This window comes from Saprospiraceae bacterium (assembly GCA_016715965.1).
Lineage (GTDB): Bacteria > Bacteroidota > Bacteroidia > Chitinophagales > Saprospiraceae > Vicinibacter.
In genome coordinates, this window is the sequence record JADJXG010000001.1 from 3,335,103 (window position 1) to 3,354,457 (window position 19,355).

17 protein-coding genes are annotated in these 19,355 nt (G+C 36.6%); 8 read left to right on the forward strand and 9 right to left on the reverse strand.

Translation table 11 applies throughout. From position 1 onward, the window contains the following. Both dusB and IPM48_12860 read left to right on the forward strand, forming a co-directional pair. Positions 1 to 1,011, forward strand: a complete 1,011-nt coding sequence (gene dusB, locus IPM48_12855) for a tRNA dihydrouridine synthase DusB (GenBank protein MBK9272473.1) — start codon at positions 1 to 3, stop codon at positions 1,009 to 1,011. Beyond that, complete coding sequence (locus IPM48_12860; protein ID MBK9272474.1) at positions 1,011 to 2,447, forward strand: HD domain-containing protein; 1,437 nt, start codon at positions 1,011 to 1,013, stop codon at positions 2,445 to 2,447. The genes dusB and IPM48_12860 overlap by 1 nt, the downstream gene beginning before the upstream one ends. Here IPM48_12860 and IPM48_12865 read toward each other — a convergent pair. The 5 genes from IPM48_12865 to ysxC all read right to left on the reverse strand — a co-directional run bounded on the left by IPM48_12865 (position 2,440) and on the right by ysxC (position 6,442). Next, positions 2,440 to 2,808 carry a hypothetical protein gene (locus IPM48_12865; protein ID MBK9272475.1) on the reverse strand — a complete coding sequence of 123 codons (369 nt, stop codon included), beginning with the start codon at positions 2,806 to 2,808 and terminating at the stop codon, positions 2,440 to 2,442. The two genes, IPM48_12860 and IPM48_12865, sit on opposite strands and share 8 nt — an antisense overlap. After that, complete coding sequence (locus IPM48_12870) at positions 2,795 to 3,388, reverse strand: hypothetical protein (GenBank protein ID MBK9272476.1); 594 nt, start codon at positions 3,386 to 3,388, stop codon at positions 2,795 to 2,797. Before IPM48_12870 ends, IPM48_12865 begins: the two co-directional genes overlap by 14 nt. Before the next feature lie 234 nt (positions 3,389 to 3,622). After that, complete coding sequence (locus IPM48_12875) at positions 3,623 to 4,165, reverse strand: exonuclease domain-containing protein (protein ID MBK9272477.1); 543 nt, start codon at positions 4,163 to 4,165, stop codon at positions 3,623 to 3,625. A gap of 1 nt (position 4,166) precedes the next feature. Then, positions 4,167 to 5,843 (reverse strand): 1-acyl-sn-glycerol-3-phosphate acyltransferase, encoded by a 1,677-nt coding sequence (locus tag IPM48_12880; protein ID MBK9272478.1) that lies wholly within the window; start codon positions 5,841 to 5,843, stop codon positions 4,167 to 4,169. Continuing rightward, positions 5,840 to 6,442 carry a ribosome biogenesis GTP-binding protein YsxC gene (ysxC, locus tag IPM48_12885; GenBank protein MBK9272479.1) on the reverse strand — a complete coding sequence of 201 codons (603 nt, stop codon included), beginning with the start codon at positions 6,440 to 6,442 and terminating at the stop codon, positions 5,840 to 5,842. Before ysxC ends, IPM48_12880 begins: the two co-directional genes overlap by 4 nt. A gap of 88 nt (positions 6,443 to 6,530) precedes the next feature. Between ysxC and IPM48_12890 the strand changes: the two genes are divergently transcribed. After that, the gene (locus tag IPM48_12890) at positions 6,531 to 7,169 is read left to right on the forward strand and encodes a PorT family protein (GenBank protein ID MBK9272480.1); all 639 of its coding nucleotides are present in this window, start codon (positions 6,531 to 6,533) and stop codon (positions 7,167 to 7,169) included. Here IPM48_12890 and IPM48_12895 read toward each other — a convergent pair. Continuing rightward, positions 7,166 to 8,215: an ABC transporter permease gene (locus IPM48_12895; GenBank protein ID MBK9272481.1), complete on the reverse strand. Its 1,050-nt coding sequence runs from the start codon at positions 8,213 to 8,215 to the stop codon at positions 7,166 to 7,168. The two genes, IPM48_12890 and IPM48_12895, sit on opposite strands and share 4 nt — an antisense overlap. A gap of 63 nt (positions 8,216 to 8,278) precedes the next feature. On the opposite strand from IPM48_12895, the gene bshC reads away from it, so the two are divergent. From bshC to IPM48_12915, 4 genes are read left to right on the forward strand one after another with little or no spacing between them, the layout of a single operon-like run. Then, a complete protein-coding gene (gene bshC / locus IPM48_12900; protein MBK9272482.1) occupies positions 8,279 to 9,895 on the forward strand; it encodes a bacillithiol biosynthesis cysteine-adding enzyme BshC in 1,617 nt (538 codons plus the stop codon). Between the two features lie 14 nt (positions 9,896 to 9,909). Next, entirely contained in the window at positions 9,910 to 10,941 is a 1,032-nt protein-coding gene (locus tag IPM48_12905; GenBank protein MBK9272483.1) for an NAD(P)/FAD-dependent oxidoreductase, read from the forward strand. Continuing rightward, complete coding sequence (locus IPM48_12910; protein ID MBK9272484.1) at positions 10,931 to 11,254, forward strand: 2Fe-2S iron-sulfur cluster binding domain-containing protein; 324 nt, start codon at positions 10,931 to 10,933, stop codon at positions 11,252 to 11,254. Before IPM48_12905 ends, IPM48_12910 begins: the two co-directional genes overlap by 11 nt. Next, positions 11,254 to 12,162 carry an EamA family transporter gene (locus tag IPM48_12915; protein ID MBK9272485.1) on the forward strand — a complete coding sequence of 303 codons (909 nt, stop codon included), beginning with the start codon at positions 11,254 to 11,256 and terminating at the stop codon, positions 12,160 to 12,162. The genes IPM48_12910 and IPM48_12915 overlap by 1 nt, the downstream gene beginning before the upstream one ends. A 5-nt stretch (positions 12,163 to 12,167) precedes the next feature. Here the strand turns inward: IPM48_12915 and IPM48_12920 are convergent, their stop codons facing one another. Together IPM48_12920 and IPM48_12925 are read right to left on the reverse strand one after the other, a co-directional pair. Then, a complete protein-coding gene (locus IPM48_12920; protein ID MBK9272486.1) occupies positions 12,168 to 13,025 on the reverse strand; it encodes a mechanosensitive ion channel in 858 nt (285 codons plus the stop codon). Positions 13,026 to 13,046: 21 nt separating this feature from the next. Continuing rightward, entirely contained in the window at positions 13,047 to 16,157 is a 3,111-nt protein-coding gene (locus IPM48_12925) for a hypothetical protein (protein ID MBK9272487.1), read from the reverse strand. Between the two features lie 100 nt (positions 16,158 to 16,257). Between IPM48_12925 and IPM48_12930 the strand changes: the two genes are divergently transcribed. Continuing rightward, positions 16,258 to 17,967 carry an ABC transporter ATP-binding protein gene (locus tag IPM48_12930; GenBank protein ID MBK9272488.1) on the forward strand — a complete coding sequence of 570 codons (1,710 nt, stop codon included), beginning with the start codon at positions 16,258 to 16,260 and terminating at the stop codon, positions 17,965 to 17,967. Here IPM48_12930 and IPM48_12935 read toward each other — a convergent pair. Next, positions 17,964 to 19,346 (reverse strand): peptidoglycan synthetase, encoded by a 1,383-nt coding sequence (locus IPM48_12935; protein ID MBK9272489.1) that lies wholly within the window; start codon positions 19,344 to 19,346, stop codon positions 17,964 to 17,966. The genes IPM48_12930 and IPM48_12935 overlap by 4 nt on opposite strands. Positions 19,347 to 19,355: the final 9 nt, after the last annotated feature.

A 19,355-nucleotide genomic window follows, 5' to 3' on the forward strand; every position in this document is an offset into this window, starting at 1 on the left:
ATGAAACAAGACATTCACATAGGATCTGTCCATTTAAAAGAATTTCCACTAATCCTGGCACCTATGGAAGATGTAAGTGATCCACCGTTTAGGGCGCTTTGCAAACAAAATGGATGTGATCTGATGTACACAGAATTTATTTCAGTAGAAGGATTGGTCAGAGAGGCAGATAAAAGTGTGAAGAAACTTGATATTAACAATGAAGAAAGGCCCATCGGTATTCAGATATTTGGGGCTGAATACGATTCGATGATGAAGGCGGCAGAGATCATTGAAGACGCCAGACCCGATATATTGGATATCAACTACGGTTGTCCTGTACAAAAGGTGGTTTGCAAACTGGCTGGAGCCGGAATATTAAAAGATGTCAATAAAATGGTTTCACTGACTGAAGCAGTGGTTAAATCTACTTCACTTCCTGTAACCGTAAAAACCAGACTAGGCTGGGATGAAAATACCATCAGAATTGTAGAAGTGGCAGAGAGATTACAGGATATTGGAATACAGGCACTCAGCATTCATGCCAGAACCAGAAGCCAAATGTATAAAGGACATTCTGACTGGAGTTGGATCGCAAAGGTCAAAGAAAATCCACGCATGAAAATTCCTATCTTTGGGAATGGAGATATTGATTCACCACAAAAAGCTTTGGAATATAAAAACAGATATGGAGTGGATGGTATAATGATTGGCCGGGCTAGCATTGGTTATCCCTGGATATTTAGAGAAATAAAACATTTTCTAAAAACGGGCACACTCATGGATCCACCAGATTTTGAAGAAAGAATCCAAGCGGTGAGGCAACATTTAGAAAGTTCCATACGCTGGAAAGGTGAAAAGTTGGGTGTACTGGAAATGAGAAGACATTACACCAATTACTTTAAAGGATTTCCAGGGATCAAAGAATACAGGTCAAAGCTGGTCACAGAAACAGATCCGACCACATTGTATGCAATCATCGATGAAATGAAATTTGTTTTTCAACATCAAACTGAAGAAGTAACAGCCTGATGTTTAACAGTGGATTATACAAACTTGATCCTCGGGAAAAAAAAATACTGAGCATCATTTCAGAAAAGGGAATTCAGCTTCAATTTCCATTGTTTGTAGTAGGGGGTTTTGTGAGAGATAAAATTCTGGGCCGGCCGTGTAAAGACATTGACATCGTTTGCGAAGGAGATGGAATTCAGCTGGCACAGGAAGTTGCCTCCGCATTTAGACCTATTCCAACGGTGAATTATTTTGATCGCTTTGGTACTGCGATGATAAAGCATGGGGATTTGGAAATTGAGTTTGTTGGAGCCAGAAAAGAATCATACAAACATGATTCTCGAAAACCACTCATCACCCCGGGAACCATCGAAGACGATCAGTTGAGAAGGGATTTTACCATCAATACCCTTTCCATCAGTTTAAATTCTCAAGATTTGGGAGAAATCATCGACCCTTTTAACGGATTGGATGATTTGACATCAAGAATCATTAGGACTCCTAATGATCCCGACATAACCTTTTCAGATGATCCCTTGAGAATGATGAGGGCCATCCGATTTTCTAGCCAATTGGGATTCAGCATTGAACAAAAAACATGGGAAGGCATCGTGCGAAATGCGGATCGACTTAAAATTGTCTCCAGAGAAAGAATCAGTGCAGAATTGGATAAGATTATTCTAAGTCCAGTGCCCTCGGTTGGTTTTGATTTATTGTTTAAATCAGGATTGCTTAAAATTTTCCTTCCTGAATTGTGCTTACTGCATGGTGCAGAATATTTAGATGGCAAAGGTCACAAAGACAATTTCTATCACACATTGCAAGTATTGGATAATCTTGCATTACAAACTGATCATCTTTGGCTGCGCTGGGCCGCAATCCTACACGATATTGCCAAACCTCAAACCAAACGATATGAATCTGAAATAGGTTGGACTTTTCATGGTCATGAAGTACTTGGTGCAGCAATGGTTCCAAGGATTTTTAAAAACCTCCGCATGCCTTTGGATCACAAAATGAAATACGTCCAAAAATTGGTTCGCTTACACCTTAGACCGATCGCTTTAACCCAAGAACAAATCACTGATTCAGCTTTGAGAAGATTGTTGTTTGAAGCAGGAGAGGATCTTGAAGATTTGCTCTTGCTTTGTGAAGCTGATATTACTTCCAAAAATTCAGATAAGGTTAAAAAATATTTGAACAACTATTCCATTGTCCGGCAAAAGTTGCAAGAAGTCGAAGAAAAAGACAAAATCAGGGCATGGCAACCACCAATTAGTGGGGAGAAGATTATGGAAATCTATGGTTTACCACCTTGCAGGGAAGTTGGAATAATTAAAAATGCAATTAGAGAAGCCATCCTGGAGGGTGAAATTCCAAATCAGCTGGACGCAGCCATGGAACTTATGGATCAAATTGCGCTAAAATTAAAACTAAAGAAGGTGCAACTCACTTGAAAATTTCGCCCACCTGTACCGCACCATTTGCCTTGTTTACCGAAAAGCCAAACCCAAATCCCTTGTTGACAAAATTGGTGCTGGCTTGTGCTTTTTGATTTCCATAATTTATTTCAAAAGTCAGCTTTGACAATACCATACCGTCAAACACCAAGTCGATGTGCTTCAATTCTATATTTTGAGCTTTAAGAACCAAAACAATTGAATCTAACAAAGCTTGGTCCATGGCCCGACCATACTCCAATTCGACGGTGCTTTCGCTGATTTCAAAGCGGTATGGCTTGTACTTTATAAAACAAGCATGGATGGTAAAAGCCAGGGTCAAAGTGGCCAATAAAAAGAATGCTTTACACCTTTTCATCCTCATTTGGCAATTCCAAAGTAGGCTTTGCAGGTTGTGTTTCATTCGAATCAGCAGTAGGGGAGGCAGCACCTGTTTGTTGATCTTTATTTAGAAATTGCTCTGCTTTTTCAAAAAAACTATCTTTTGTTTTGTCACCGGCCAATGGGCTGCCAAAATTGATGGGATTGTCTGCAAATCCGTCTTTGTCTTGATCCTTTTCCTGGTCTTTGATGTCTTCTTCCTTTGCTTTTTCAATGGTATGATCTACAAATTCATTGAGCTTTTGAACCGCTTCGGTGGCCTTTTTCTTAATGTTTTCTCTGACTTCCTTGGTGTCTTCGTCCAAATTTTGCCATCGCTCTTTCAGATCTTCCATGACCTCTTTGCCTTGAGCGACAACTTCTTTGCCAGTTTCTTCTAAAAATTCCCTGGCTTTCTCCACCATGCTATCTTCCTGAAGCTGAGTCTTTTGTTCTTCATGATTGACAACAACCGGAACCTTTCTCGGCGTTCTGTCATCTTCGGACATTGGATCAGGGTCCAGATAGGGATCTTCCTTTTTTATCAGTTTTGATTTCAGCCAACTTAAAACTCCCATTTGATTTAATTTGAAGCAAATATAACTGAATCCAAGCACATTAACCGCTGAAATAAAATCATTTATCCAAGCACCGCAACGGCGGTATCTACAATTTGAGATTCAAATCGTTAATGTAATTTAGCTTAATCAGAATAGGCCCTGTGTATTGTTGATATATGGGGCTTTTTATTAAAAATCAAGCTTTGGATTTGTCCCATAATTTATATTATGTTAACTTAATTGATTTTATTCTTAAATCCATTCCTCCTTGTATTTGGAAACAATCTTTGCAAGATTCAAAGCATCGTACAATGCCCTGTGTCTTTTTCCCTCAAAATGAAATCCATTTTGATGCATCACCCGATCCAAGCCCTGCAATTTACTTAGTTGACGATTGCGGTGGTAGCGGGCTTTGATATCAATGTATGGATCAAACCAGGAAACGTCGATGTTGAAATTTTCTGCGTCTGATTTGAGAAGAACCTGATCCGAGTTGCCCCATGCACAATAAAGAAATTCATCCTCTTCCAAATTTCCCCATTCCAAAAATTTTTCCATCACTTTGGGAAAGGAGTTGGCTTTATTAATGTCCTCTTGTTGGATGGTGGTAAGTTGTGTACAATAGGTGGATAACAATGGATGATTCAATGGTTTTACAAAACTCTGAAAGGTGGACTCTACCCTTCCATATTCATCCAGGATACAAGCTCCTATTTCTATGATCTCTTGCTGTCTAAAATGATTGTTACCGGAATTCCAGCAAGTAGCTTCCAAATCAAAAACCAGATGTCTCATGTCAATTTTTCCTAAGATTCAAATTCTCCCATTGAATCTCTTCATCCAACTCAAAAATGCTCATTTTATTTGCATAATACAAAAGTGTTATAAAGTCTTCACTCATGACATCTCCTCCCGGCAATATTTTAACGACTTTGTTTTTGTGAAAAATACCCAAACTCTCGCTTCCTTCTAAAAGGATTTCTTTTGCCTGCATATCCACACATTCCATTGCTATCAACTGGCCTGCATTTATCTTGTGTTTCAACAATCTAAGCACCTCTGCGATTAAGTTTTCAAGAACCTGACCGGGTAAAATAATTTCCTCTTCTGGCATTTGAACCATGCTAAAAATATCTTGACCGGTGTATAACTTTCCATATAACTTAAAAGTGCAAAATGCAACCAGATGAGCAGGAAAGACATAATTGTATTTAATATATTGGTTTGCAATTTTTTCTGAAAGTTCCTTTGTATAGATACTTTCTCGTTGCAAATCCAGGAAGTACTCCCCTTCCCTCTTGTAATACAATCCAATGTCCATTTTATGGCCATGTGCATCCAAACTATTGCCGTTATTGTCCACAATATTCCCAAAAACATCCATTGGCTTGGCGATTGAAAGACACATTTTGGATTCTTTGGTAAGTATTCTCCAGATCAAACTAATGTATTGCCCAATGGGAGATTGCACGGTTCTAGCTGTGTATTTCTCCTGTCCAGTTGTCTTTAAATGTTGGGTAATCAATGATCTAGCTTCCAGGACACTTTCATAGCTTAATACAGCCGGGACCACGATGATTTTTCTGGAATCTGCCTCCATGATTAACTCTCTTTGCGCTGAAATCATCGAACTTAATAATCCCAATTTTAGTTTCAATTCTACTTCGCCTGACCTTGACCTGGTGCCTCCCGGAAAAAAAATGGTATGAACCCCTTTCTTTGCAATAATTTTGGAATAGGAATTTAGTGTTTGTAAATAGATTTGATTTTTTTTTCTGCGATCCAATTTATATGCGCCAAGTCGATTCATAAAAAATGCAAAAAACTCGCTATCAAATAAATTAAGTCCAGCACCATAAGAAAATGCCGGCAACCCACATACAGAATCCAACAGATATCCTACCAAAACTGAATCCAAATTACTGGAATGGGTAGGAACCAAAATAATGGTATGATCTTTCATCAGTGATCTAACAGCTTCAACATTTCCTACAACTTTCATCCGATCAGAGAGTCGATTGGCTTTAAAACCTGATGATCTGAAACTATTCAAACCAAACTTAAAAAACAAAATATAAAAAAAATGATTTGTGATTTTTCTTGCAAACAAGAAAGTATTGATATTAAAATTACCTGCAATTTCTTCTGTATACCTTCTGATTAGTTTAAAAATGGATTCTCTGATTTTAGCTTCTGCGTGTTCTGTATTATGAAACTCATTGTAATCTTTTTGCAATTTTCTCAAATATTGCATTTCGTTTGGCGGATCCACTTTGAATGGATTTGACTTGACCCTTTGTTTTTCAAAATAAATGGTCTTTGCTAAAATCTGATCCAATTCTCCAGTTGGAATGTTCTTAAAATACTTCTCAAGATCAGCTTCAACATCTTGTAAGATAGACTTTCTCTTTTGAAAAACCTTATAAATAGGCCAATCCGTCAAATTTGGAATCAACTGAACGTATCGTTTCATAGCGGTTGATTTTCAGGTTTAATCCTTTGTATGGACTGAATCAATTCTCCCTTTCCAGTGCCTGTTCGCGTATTTACTATAATACACTCAGGAATTGGATCCCAATCTTCAGACATCCGTTCTGTATGCAATTTATACTGTGCCTGACTTGCTCTTTTGGTTAATTTATCAGATTTTGTAAACAAAACAATGAAGGGAATTTTATACTCGCCCATTTTTAATAAAGTATGCTGGTCTATTTTCTGGGGAGGTATGCTTAAATCGATTAATAAAAATAAGCACTCCAAATTTTTTCTGCCCTTGAGATATTTGTGAATTTCAAGCTCCCATTTACTCCTGGAAGATTTTGAAGCCCTTGCGTATCCATAGCCCGGTAAATCCACAAAGGATAAATTCTGATCGATTAAGTACAAATTAAAATGAATGGTTTTACCGGGCATTGAAGATGTTTTTGCAACATTTTTTCGATTCAAAATGTAGTTAATCATGGTGCTTTTCCCAACATTGGAACGTCCCCAAAAGCAAATCTCAGGAATTTCTGCCTGAGGTAATTTGTTAAATGTCGGGAATGATCCCAAAAACTGAACATCTTCAAACATTTCAGTGTTTTCTCTAATATTTACAAAAATCGTCGAAAGATATACATCTTATCCTATAAATAATTTTATTTGCTTTAAATTAATATTCATGCATCGCCATTTATTCCCCATTATTCTATTATTAACTATTGGTTATCAATCAAATGCGCAATTAAGTTTTGGACCTGGAGTGGGTATTTCCACCTTGAGAATTCCCGGTAGGTCATTTGTTGTAAACGACAAGGAAAAAAATGATTCCGTTCTCGTTAGTTATTTTGATGCTGATTACGGCTATCACTTTGGCGCTTTTTTAAGATACCAAATCAAATCTTTTATAATCCAACCTGAAGTGTATTTTAACTCTAACAAGACCACCTACAAAATTAAAGGATTTGGCTCCACATCCATTATTGATTCTATAAAAAAAGAAAGGTACCAGCACGTGGATCTTGGATTAATGTTGGGTTACAAAATAGGAATCATTCGATTTAATGCTGGGCCAATTGCTCACCTTTTTATCCAAAGCAGATCTGATTTGACAGATCTTGATGGTTTAAAGGAAAGGTGGAAATCTGCCACTTTTGCTTATCAATTGGGCATTGGATTTGATTTGTCTAAACTGGCTTTTGATTTGAGATGGGAACAAAATTTTACCAAATACGGAGATCACATTGAGATTGATGGTCAAAAATACCATTTTTCAAAGGCCCCAACCAAAATAGTGGCTTTGCTCACATATATGTTCTAATTCTCCAATTTGACCCTTGGGTCGAACACCGCATACAAAAAATCAGATATTAAACCAACGCTGGTAAAAATAATGACTGCAGCCACACAACAACCTGAAACAACTGGTATATCAAATTGATTAACAGCTTGTATCGTCAAAAGCCCCATTCCTTTATAGTTAAAAACAAATTCAACAAAATATGCCCCTGTTAAAAGGGAAGCAAACCATGAACCCACCGTGCTAATGACAGGATTAATGGCGTTTTTCAGGATATGCTGATAAAAAACCTGTCTTTCGGTAAGACCCTTTGCATAAGCTGTGCGAACGAAATCGGCATTCTTTACCTCCAAAATAGAAACTCTGACCATTTGGCAAATTTGACCAATGGGTCGAATGGCAAGTGCAATAAGAGGCAGCCAAAGATGATCGAGGTGAAAGCTGAGCTCTCCGTTATCGTTTAAATCCCAAAGACTACCCTGTATTGGAAACCAATTTAAATAAAACGCAAGCCCTATGGAAAGAATGATGGCCGTTACATAGCTTGGCAAAGCATACAATAGACTGGTGGTACTGACAATTAACCTGTCCAACAAATTGCCAGCATGTATGGAAGCCAACCAACCGAGAAAACACCCCAAAATAAATGATAAAAAGGTAGCAGCTGTCGCCAAAAGTAAAGTAGGCCAAATTGCTTCGATCAACATGGCTGAAACCAAGACCCCTGAGTGATATGATCGTCTTAAAAAAGGCAACTTAACTATAACTACATTTTTATTGGATTCCCATAAGGGTAAAAATTTATAATCTTTCATTCGCTCATCCATTCTTGAGATGAACTGTAAAGGAAACAAATCCTCAAAATACCTTAAAATTTGGATCAAAGGAGGCTTATCCAGAAAATACTTCTTTTTGAGTAATTGTACCGTATTCTCATCAGTCCTTTGACCAAAACTAATCCGTGTTGGATCTACGGGAGCCCAATAAATAATAAACGAAATACAAGCAACGACGACAAAAATTGTCAGTATTCCTAAGCCCAATCGTTTAACAAAATAGTGCAACATAAAAGCTCTGCAATGATCGCAATAAAATTTCTTATATTTGCGCTTTAATTTGAAGGATCAAGGATGAATTTACCATTTAATCATTTTTTGATGGTTGATCCATCCGAATGCACTGCCTTCAAAGTTGGAGATCTTAAATACTGGAGACATCCAGAGTTCTTCAAAGAATTTATCGGTAACCCACCAGATCTGGAGTCTATTCCGAATCAAATAAAACTAAAAGAAGAAAGCTATACTGCCAGAAGTGAATTTCTATCCATTGTAAAAAAACAATATCATTCGCTGGGCCTGTTTGATGATTTGAAGCACACCATAGAAAGATTAAATTCAGATAAAACCTTTGCAATTGTTTGTGCCCACCAACCCATTCTTTTTGGGGGACCTTTGTATTGGTGGTATAAAATCATACATACCATTTCCATGGCAAATAAACTGAATTCGCTCTATCCGGAATTTCATTTTATACCTATTTATTATATTGGATCAGAAGATCATGACTTTGAAGAATTAAATCACTTGGAATTGTTTCAGCACCTTATACATTGGAATGGCAAAAGTGATATTTCCATGGGAAAAAAATCTACATCAGGATTAGAAGTCGTTTTAGAAGAAATTTCTTCCCTGTACACCCGACAACTTGACGTTCAGGAAATTTTGCTCCATTGGAAGAACATACTACTCAGTACAAAAAATTACGGAGATTTCTATTTTAAGCTAGTACATGAAATTTTTAAATCATTTGGTTTACTGTGTTTTAACCCAGACGATGCATCTGCCAAATCTCAAATTAAAAATATTATAAAAGATGAGATAATCCATTCAAGCAGTCATCGCATTGTTAGCGATACAAATGAAAAATTAAAAAATATATCATTAAAACCACAAGCTTATTCGAGAGAAATTAATCTGTTTTATCACCACCCTGCGGGTCGAAAGAGAATTGTTCATCACACAAATGGCTTTGGCCTTCACGATGAAACGACAGTTTGGACATTGGATGAAATTCTTCAGGAAATAGACGACCAGCCAGAAAATTTTAGTCCGAATGTAATACTCAGACCACTTTATCAGGAATATTTAATTCCAAGCATTGCATTTATTGGAGGTGGAGCTGAGATAAATTATTGGCTTCAATTGAGGGATCTATTCAATTACCACAAAATCACATTCCCCATTTTGGTACGACGATATTCAAATATAATTGTTGCGAAATCTTTGGCGGGTAAGATTCATAAATTAGGCTTATCCGGTGAGGATTTTTTAAAAGAAGTAGAAGTCATAATAAATAAGTTCATTTTTAGTAAAGATCATGTCCAGGCTGAAATTAACCAAGCACAAAGTCAATTTAAAGAATATATAAGAAATTTAGAAGTCTTGGCTGCCAAAATATCAAAGTCAGAGTTGGCAGGAACAATGAATGAAATCAACAAACTAAATGTTGCCATGGATAAAATTGCTTCGAAAATGCTAAAAGACTACAAGAATTCTCATGAGGTTGAAATCCAAAGCATTCGCAAAATAAAGAATCAATTATTTCCAAACAACCAACTTCAAGAAAGAACAGAATCAGGATTGGGCTATTATTTAAAATACAAGAACGGATTTATCTCTGGTTTGTTAGATTTGTTTCGATTACAACCAACTGGCTTTCTAATTGTATTTGAATCCGATCATAGTTAATCAAATAGAATAATATGGCCGCTTCCTTTGAAACTGATATATGCATAGTTGGTGCTGGGCCATGTGGCTTGTTTGCGGTGTTTGAAGCAGGATTACTTAATCTCCGATGTCATTTAATTGATGCCTTGCCAATGGCTGGTGGTCAATTGTCAGAAATTTACCCAAAGAAACCGATTTATGATATTCCTGGATTTCCTTCAATCCTCGCCAGTGAATTGGTAGATAACTTGCTTAAACAAATTGAACCATTCAAGCCAGAATTTACCTTGGGTGAAACCGCCCAAAGCTTGGAAAAACTGGAAGATGGTCGGTTTCTGGTCACTACCAATTTCAATACAAAAATCACGGCTCACACCATTGCCATTGCAGGAGGATTGGGATGTTTTGAGCCCCGAAAACCAGATATCCATCGACTGGAATCATACGAAAACCATGGGGTCGATTATATCATTAAGGACCCAGAGAAATATAGAAACAAGAGAATCGTAATTTCTGGTGGAGGAGATTCTGCTTTGGATTGGGCCATTTTCTTAAGTGACATCGCTTCTGAAATAAGTCTTGTCCATCGCAGAATGGAGTTTAGGGGAGCGCCTGAATCGGTTCAGAAAGTTATCCGCCTTAACGAACTTGGAAAACTAAAACTATATTTAGAAGCAGAAGTGAAATCCTTGGAAGGAAATCCTGATTTGGAAAAGCTTATAATTGATACGAACAATAATCAAAAAACCATTGAGCTTGACTATTTCATTCCACTCTTCGGCCTGACGCCAAAACTAGGGCCTATTGCAGATTGGGGACTTAATCTGGATAAAAATGCGATAGAAGTAAATACATTGGATTATCAAACAAATGTCGATGGAATCTTTGCGATCGGAGACATTAACAATTATCCAGGCAAATTAAAACTAATTTTATGTGGATTTCACGAAGCGACATTAATGGTACAATCTGCTTATAAAATTATCAACAAAGGCAAGAAACCGAGTTTTAAATACACTACTGTTACCGGAATTCAACCCATCAAAGATGCAAACCATGGAAAATGAAATCTCAATAACAGTTATTGACAGAACTGAGAAAGAACACCAATATATTATACCATCTGATACGGGCCTTAATTTAATGGAATTGTGCAAAGCAGATCAGCTTCCTGTGGAAGGCACCTGTGGAGGATTGGCATTGTGTGGTTCATGTCATGTTTTTGTTTTATCTGATTTTGAACTACCCCCACCCTCTTATGATGAAGAATTAATGTTGGACCAGCTACCAGGAATAAAATCAAATAGCAGATTGGCCTGTCAAATAAAACTTTATCCGGAGGTTCATACATTGAAAGTGATGTTAGCTCCCATTGTTTAATGAGCTTATTGACTCAAAGAAAGGCATATATTGCGCTTGGAATCACCTGTATAATTTGGGGTACTACTTATCTTGTGAATAAAATTGGAGTATCTCAAGTTTCTCCAATTCTGTTTAGCGCAATCAGACAATCCATCGCAGGATCTATTCTTTTATGGTTTTGCTTCAGCTTTAAAAAATTCTCTTTTCCGGATCGAAAATATTTATTATTTCAACTTATTCTAGGTATTGTATTAATTGGCATAGGCAATGGTATCGGGATCGTTGGCTTAAGTTATATTGATAGTGGCCTTGCTGCCATTCTGGCAGCAACTTCGCCAATAATTATTGCAATCCTCAACCAATTTTACTTTCCTGCCAACAAATTAAATCTATTAGGTTGGCTTGGAATCCTTATTGGGTTTATAGGATTGGTGCTAATTTGTTCAGATAAAATAAATCTTGATTCATTTGCAGATACTGAAGCCGGGATTGGTATTGGTTTAACACTTGTATCAGTCATTGCCTGGGGAGCAGGCTCTGTACTTAGTAAAACCAAATCATTCGCGCATTCCACATTGATGTCTTCAGGATTCCAAATGCTTTTTGGAAGTATCCCTATGTATTTATTGATTGGCTTTACTAAAAATCCTACATTGAATAATTTTAATGCAACAGCCATTTGGTCAATGGTATATGTTATCATATTTGGGTCAATACTTGCATACAGTGCTTTTATATACGCATTAAATCACTTGCCTGCGATCATAACAGGAATTCAAAGCTATATCAGCCCAATCATCGCACTTATATTGGGATTTCTAATTTTAAATGAACAAATTAATGGAGTATTGCTCATCGGAAGCGCATTGGTGCTTGGCGGAGTCTTCTTGGTAAATTATTCAGAATGGATGAAATTAAAAAAATGAGCTTCCTATTGTTTAACTGCCACAATATTCGCAATAACAGTGTAAATCAAATCATTCACCTTTTGTTCTGATTTCAATTCAATATTTGGCAATTGATAGACCAAGGTATACTTCACATCATCTCCGGAAATACCAGAAAGCCAAACATGTAAATTCTCGAATTGAATTTCCAAATTCTCACTTTTAATTTTGGACAATATAATTTGCTCCAAATCAGACGCCGGTTTAAACATCGAAACATTGAGTGCAAATTCCAACTCCACCTGATAATTGCGAATTTTAGAAAAATTTATAATTTCTGAAAAATAGGCCTTCGAATTCGGCACATAAACAAGCTCTCCTTTTTCAGTCAATAATACAATTTTATAGATATTAATATCTAATACTTTTCCTTCAATATTCGCAATTCGCACATAGTCTCCCAAGGCTATGTCTTTTGAAAAGGATATAATAAAGCCGGTAATAATATCACTTACAATTTCTTTGGAAATAATCGCCAATGCCGCCGCAACAATTGATAAAGCAGTGAGCAGTTTAGAAAATTCAATTCCAAACATTCCCAATAGCATCACCATAATACCTATACCGGTCAATAAAAAGTAAATGTTCTGCAAGCCTACAATGACATTGTCAGAATACTTATCTCCAAGCTTTTTTCTTTTTCTGTAAATGAACTGATTGAGTCTGATAAAAATATTGGCGGTCAGCCAAAAAATTGCAAAATTAACCGCAGAAATTACAACACTTGATCTGGCAAAACTGCTATCCGGTTGGTAAGCCAGCCAATCTCCGCTTTTATAAAAAATCAAGCCCGCCAATAAGCCAGCTTTCAATCCAAACCGAATTATGTACTCTAACTTCATCTTCTACAAATCTAATCTACATTAATTCTTTTTCTTCTTAAAGGGGTTCCAATCCTTTACTTTGTTCTTAATATCATCAACTTCATTTCCTCCTCCTTCCTGCAATAATTTCTTTAGTTCTTTGTCTAAACTATCTTTGCCTTTCTTCAGTAATGTTGAATCAACATGAGACCGTAGCTCATTGGAAGCCTTATCGATCAACTTTTTCTTTTCTTCTTCTATCTTTCTGTTTGCAATAGCGCGAATACTGTCCTCAGCTTTCTTTGCCTCCTCCAAAGCTTTTTTCTTTAAATTTTCGGATTCCTGTTCTGCTCTTTTTCTCAATGAGTCGGTCAAATCAGAAGCAACATCTTTAATCATATTGCTGGCATTTTCTTCTAAACTCTGTCCAGAGCTACTCAACAATTTGATGTCTATTTTTGGATCCAATAGTTTTCCGCTCAATCCTACTAATAGATTAATATGTGTACTTGACTTTAACTCCAGGTTTGCCTTTGAAGCCAATCCTTGAATATAATTCATTCCTGATTCCATCACATTTCCTACCGCAGAATTTCTTAGCTTTGATTTGGGAATATTAAAGACAAATTTATAATTCATATCCCCCTGAATTTTATGACTCCCTTCATACTGCATTTTAATCTCCTTAAATACTTTTTCTCCCGGAGTTAAATGCATGGATCCACTTTCAATTTTAACCCAATTTTTAGTATTTTGCAATGAAATTGATTTTAACTCATCAACGCCGAGTTTATTGGCTACTTTTTCAAGCGGTGGATAAGATTTGATAAAACCATCTAAAGTTTCAATCAAACCATTTAAATTTAGAGATGTATAAACTGGTGACATATCAGAATTTAAACTACCAGAACAAACAATGGATGTATTAAATGTCCCTTCAATGTACTTAAAAATCGGAGCCAAGACTGAGATGGTTTTTACTGATTCAAAAGCCTTTCCAAATTTAATTTTTTTCATGTCATATTTGAAGTCAAAGGAAGGATTTTTTAAGTCAGTAGAATTATAAACTCCTTGCATACTAATATCACCTCCCAATGAGCCCGATGAAAAATTTCTAAGTTGAAGTTCGTGATCATCTGTTGCTAGCATACCTTTTGGATTTGAAAAAATCCATTGATCATATTTTAGCTCATCAAACTTAAAATTCACTTCAATATCCATATTGGTTGGAGCCTCAAATGCCGTTTCTGACCTATCAGTGGTCGATGCGTTTTGATCTTCACCCATAAATTGGATCACATCTATTTTTCCACCCTGAATGTTCAACGCTCCCTTTAATCGTGAACGATCAGAAGCAAAAGCCATTATTGGTTCCAGGTGACCGCTTAATTGTATACGATTATTATTAATTGTGGCATCAAATAACTCAATTTCCAGTATGTCATCGTTAAATTTTAACTTAGATTTGGCATCTTCAATTATATAATCTTCATATACAATTTGACCGTAGGAAGCCAAGACATTTAATTCAATCAGTTTTTCAAATCCAGTTTCACTCTCAGAAGAAGCAGTTGGTTGAGTTAACACTGAATCTTCCGGAGCCAGCCACTCATCCGCATTCAATAATTTACCCTTAACATTGAAATCGGCTTTACATTTTCCTTTACCGGTTACAATGGCCAGAGGATTAATGGCTTCGCCTGTTACTTGCATATCAGATTTACCTAACTGCATATTTGAGTTTTGCAATTTACAGGATTTAAAATCGAATATCCATTTCATACTTTCAATATAAACACCAGGAATACCACTGGTTTTGTACTTAACATTTAAAAGATCCAGAATTCCACTTAATTTAATTTTCTCATAATCTTCAGATTCCACCATTTGCTTGTTGAATCCAAATACAACATCCGCTATGACATCACCGCTCATACTGGTATTCTGATCCATTGGCAGGAACGATTGATAATCAGACAATGAAATACTGCCTTTGATTTCACCTTCACATTGGGCTTGCTGTTGCAATTCCTTAATACTACAATTTGCATTGAAATTTCTTCCATTTAAAACAAACCCCAATTCTGGAATTTGAATATTGGTATTTTCCAATTTAGCCCCTTTGTCGCTCGCCGACATGCGGAAGTTGATGTCTTCCATGGAGAATGGCATTCCTGGATACTTTACCTTCCCATCCAACAACAATAGGTCAATGTCAAAAGATGGATAAATATTCTCAACCCCTTGATATTTGCCTTTCGTGCTTGCAATCAAGGAAAATGTACCCTCTGATTGAACATCTTTATAATCTCCTTTGAAAGAATTGGGAATCAAAGAGAAAAAATCTTTGACAGAAGACTCTGAAGACTGCATTGATAAATCTAAATCGATGGATTCATCAGGATTCATCTGAACAAAACCTGATGTAAGGAGAGAAAGAGAGTTTAAACTCAATTCACCCCTTTTTATTATATATTTGTTGGTAGCATTTTCCTGATCCAAATCGATGGTATAATTTAGCCGGGCATTTGTCAAAAAATAGATTCCATTCATTTTCAAACTAAGTGAATCAATACTGGTCTTACCAATCATTGAATTAATTGATTCCCCGAGAGAAGCTTTGATCGATTGATTGATTCCAAGGGCAAATGCATTGGTACCATCTATATGATCAAAATATGCGATTTGTCCATTGATAATTTTCAGTTCTTCCAAATTCAATTCAAAAGCATCTGCAGCCGAAATCGTATCTTCATCAAGAGAATCAAATACGAGAAAATTTGAGGTGCTGTCTTTGAAAATTATCAAATGAATGACAGGATCTAATAGAGAAATTGTATTAATTTTTAAAATGTCTTCCTGCCGCACTATACTCCAGAAATCAACCGCCACAACAAACTCCTTGGATTTAAATAAAACGGTGGTGTCCAATCCAGCGTATGAATCTAATTTTGGGTTTTCAATGACCAAACTAATACTTGGAAAATTTCGAATCAAGCTTAATTTTGCCTTCGAAAATGTCAATTCTCCTTTTATTTCCTTATTCATCCCATCTTTGACAGATGCGATGATTTCATCCTCATACAACAAGGCAATCAGAAATGCAGTTGCTACCAAAAAAACAGATAAAATTGCTGTTATCTTTAAAAATATGAAGAAGTACTTTTTCATGTTTAAGGTTAAAGCTAAAGGAACAGATAAGTTAAACCATTATTGACCTCCGGGCTTCTATTTTAACTTGAATTGGATGAAATTGGTTTAATTTGTGGCTGTGAAAATACTTGAAGTTCAAAATTTAACCATCAGCTTTGAAAATGAAGGAATTAGCAAGAATGTTGTAAATTCTTTGTGTTTTTCACTAAAAGCCGGTGAAACTCTAGGTATGGTCGGCGAATCCGGCTCTGGAAAATCTGTCACATGTATGTCCATATTGAAACTGCTGGGCCCAAAAGCCAGATACAAATCTGGATCAGTCATGTGGCAAGAAAATGAGCAAGAGCAAGCAGTTGATTTGTTGAAACTGAATGCTGAATCCCTAAGAAAGATTAGGGGGAGAAGAATTTCAGTGATTTTTCAAGAGCCTATGTCAGCTTTGAATCCAGTTTTAACCTGTGGTTTTCAGTTGACTGAAATACTCCAGGCTCATCAAATTGTTCCTTCTACAGAATATAAAAAATATACCCTTGATTGGTTTGAAAAAGTCGGACTTAAAGATGTCGATCGAATTTACAAATCCTACCCCCATCAGTTATCTGGAGGACAACTCCAAAGAGTTATAATAGCCATGGCATTGTGCAGCCGGCCCAAATTAGTAATTGCTGACGAGCCAACAACTGCATTGGATGTTACCCTTCAAAAGAAAATACTCGATTTAATTGAAAACTTGAAGAAAGAACTTGGTATTAGTATCATTTTTATTTCACACGATCTTTCTGTCATTAAAAATATTTGCGATCGAATTATTGTGTTGAAAGATGGGTTAATGGTTGAATCTGCTACAACAGAATATTTGTTCAACCATTCCGAGCAAGCGTATACCAAGGGGCTTATCAATAGCAAGCCCCCTATTCGGATGAGACTTCGCCGATTGCCTACTGTTCAAGATTTTTTGAATGGCAAGTCGATGGAATCTTTTTACGACGATTCCCAAATTATTCATCCAACAGAGTCAGACCAAAAGCTAGCAAACTTATCCCTACAAAAACCCATACTGGAAATTCAAAACCTAAATGTTCAATATTCCATTCGAAAAAATATATTCGGTAAGACTAGCCAATATCTACACGCAGTTGCAAATGTAAATTTTGAACTCAGGTCAGGAGAAGTTCTAGGTATCGTAGGAGAATCGGGCAGTGGCAAATCTACCATCGGAAGAGCTATACTTGGCTTAGTTCCGCGCCAATCCGGTAATTGTACCTATAAAAACAGCTTGCTCCCGGAATACAATGCTCCTGAATGGAAAAGCTTGAGAAAAGAACTTCAAATTATTTTCCAAGATCCATATTCTTCCCTTAATCCGCGTAAAAATGTAGTCGAAGCCATTACTGAACCCATGATGGTACATAATATATTTCAAAAAAGAAAAGAACGAATTGATAAGGCCACTGGTATTTTGGAAAAGGTCGGATTGAGTTCAGAGTTTCTTAATCGGTTTCCACATCAGTTGTCGGGAGGTCAGAGACAAAGAGTTTGTATTGCAAGGGCATTGGTATTAAATCCGAAAATTCTGGTGCTGGATGAATCTGTATCTGCGCTGGACGTATCCGTTCAGGCTCAAACTTTAAACTTATTGATGAGCTTAAAAGAAGAATTTGGGCTCAGTTATTTATTTATCACACATGATTTCTCGGTTGTCCATTTTATATCAGATAGGATCATGGTAATTAAGGATGGTAAAATTGTTGAGCAAGGCCCTTCCTATCAAGTTATCAAGGATCCACAGCACGAATACACCAAACATCTAATTGATTGCATCCCTTAGATGGTACTTGACTCAGTTTTCTCAAGCCATTCAGCTGATATTTTTTTGATGTTAAGACCTCCAAATTGTCCAGATCCCATAAAGACCAATACATCAAAATCAGGTGCATTTTTATTAATTGCGTGATGTAACTCCACGGTGGTTGTGCAAATTTTCAAATCCTCTCTATTAAAGGCCTCCTTTATTTCAAATTGGGTCAATTCTGTCATTTTCTTTAATTGCATAGCCTTTGGATCAAAATAAAGTATCACATTACGAATCAGGTGAGTTGTGTCTTTGTATTGCGGAATAAATTCCCGACTCAGACTCGAATAAGTATGTAGCTCCATAATTAGCAATATTTTTCGGTCAGGATATTTTTCAACAAAAGCCTGAATGGTCGCTTTTACTTTGGAAGGTGAATGGGCAAAATCCAAATATGCTATTTTAGATTTGTTTTGGGCAAGAATTTCCATTCTTTTGGCGGATCCTTTGAATTTGGAAAGTTCCGCAATGATAGATCTTTTATCAAATCCCAACAAAAGACCTAATTCAATAACTGCTTGCATATTTTGAAAATTGTGGGATCCAAATACACCCGTTAGAAACCATTCATTTTCATACCGCAGATAGAATTGTCCATCTTTCATTTCATAAGGTACATGATGGTAGGGAATGCAATGAAGATGTTGACCTGACCCTTCAACGATTGAGCAAAGTGCTTTATCCCCCGAATAATAAATTAGATTTGACCCTGATTTCATACTTTCCAAAAACAAGCTAAAGGCTGATTCATAATCCTTTGTTGTGGGAAAAACATTAAAATGATCCCAGGCAATCCCGGTGATTATCGCTATATCGGGGATATAATGCAAAAACTTCGGTTTTGGATCCAGACATGAGCTTAAATACTCATCTGACTCAAGTATTATATGTCCTGCCTCAGATAAGTGCACCATCCTTTCGAATCCCTCAATTTGCGCACCAACCAGATAATCAAAATCCAATCCCAATCCCTTGAAAGTATGCATTGCCATTGAACAAGTGGTTGTTTTGCCATGACTTCCTGCAATAGAAATTCTTCTTTTGGACTGAGATTTACTGGCAATAAATTCAGGAAAGGAGTAGATTTTTAACCCGAGCTCCAAAGCTCTAAGCAACTCAGGATTGTCCTTTCGTGCATGCATCCCTAGAATTACTATATCCAATTGATTATCAATATTTTCGACAAACCATCCCTCCACAGGAGGCAGAAGATTGGCTCTGTATAAGTTAGACCGGGCAGGTTCAAAAATCTGGTCATCAGATCCTGTAACTATATAGCCCTGGCTGGCAAGGTCGAGTGCCAAATTATGCATGATGCTCCCGCCAATGGCAATTAAATGAACTCTATGAGGCATTTCTTATCA

Coding starts and splice junctions, on each gene's coding strand:
- dusB (MBK9272473.1), top strand. CDS start 1: ATGAAACAAGACATTCACATAGGATCTGTCCATTTAAAAGAATTTCCA.
- IPM48_12860 (MBK9272474.1), top strand. CDS start 1,011: ATGTTTAACAGTGGATTATACAAACTTGATCCTCGGGAAAAAAAAATA.
- IPM48_12865 (MBK9272475.1), bottom strand. CDS start 2,808: ATGAAAAGGTGTAAAGCATTCTTTTTATTGGCCACTTTGACCCTGGCT.
- IPM48_12870 (MBK9272476.1), bottom strand. CDS start 3,388: ATGGGAGTTTTAAGTTGGCTGAAATCAAAACTGATAAAAAAGGAAGAT.
- IPM48_12875 (MBK9272477.1), bottom strand. CDS start 4,165: ATGAGACATCTGGTTTTTGATTTGGAAGCTACTTGCTGGAATTCCGGT.
- IPM48_12880 (MBK9272478.1), bottom strand. CDS start 5,843: ATGAAACGATACGTTCAGTTGATTCCAAATTTGACGGATTGGCCTATT.
- ysxC (MBK9272479.1), bottom strand. CDS start 6,442: ATGTTTGAAGATGTTCAGTTTTTGGGATCATTCCCGACATTTAACAAA.
- IPM48_12890 (MBK9272480.1), top strand. CDS start 6,531: ATGCATCGCCATTTATTCCCCATTATTCTATTATTAACTATTGGTTAT.
- IPM48_12895 (MBK9272481.1), bottom strand. CDS start 8,215: ATGTTGCACTATTTTGTTAAACGATTGGGCTTAGGAATACTGACAATT.
- bshC (MBK9272482.1), top strand. CDS start 8,279: ATGAATTTACCATTTAATCATTTTTTGATGGTTGATCCATCCGAATGC.
- IPM48_12905 (MBK9272483.1), top strand. CDS start 9,910: ATGGCCGCTTCCTTTGAAACTGATATATGCATAGTTGGTGCTGGGCCA.
- IPM48_12910 (MBK9272484.1), top strand. CDS start 10,931: ATGGAAAATGAAATCTCAATAACAGTTATTGACAGAACTGAGAAAGAA.
- IPM48_12915 (MBK9272485.1), top strand. CDS start 11,254: ATGAGCTTATTGACTCAAAGAAAGGCATATATTGCGCTTGGAATCACC.
- IPM48_12920 (MBK9272486.1), bottom strand. CDS start 13,025: ATGAAGTTAGAGTACATAATTCGGTTTGGATTGAAAGCTGGCTTATTG.
- IPM48_12925 (MBK9272487.1), bottom strand. CDS start 16,157: ATGAAAAAGTACTTCTTCATATTTTTAAAGATAACAGCAATTTTATCT.
- IPM48_12935 (MBK9272489.1), bottom strand. CDS start 19,346: ATGCCTCATAGAGTTCATTTAATTGCCATTGGCGGGAGCATCATGCAT.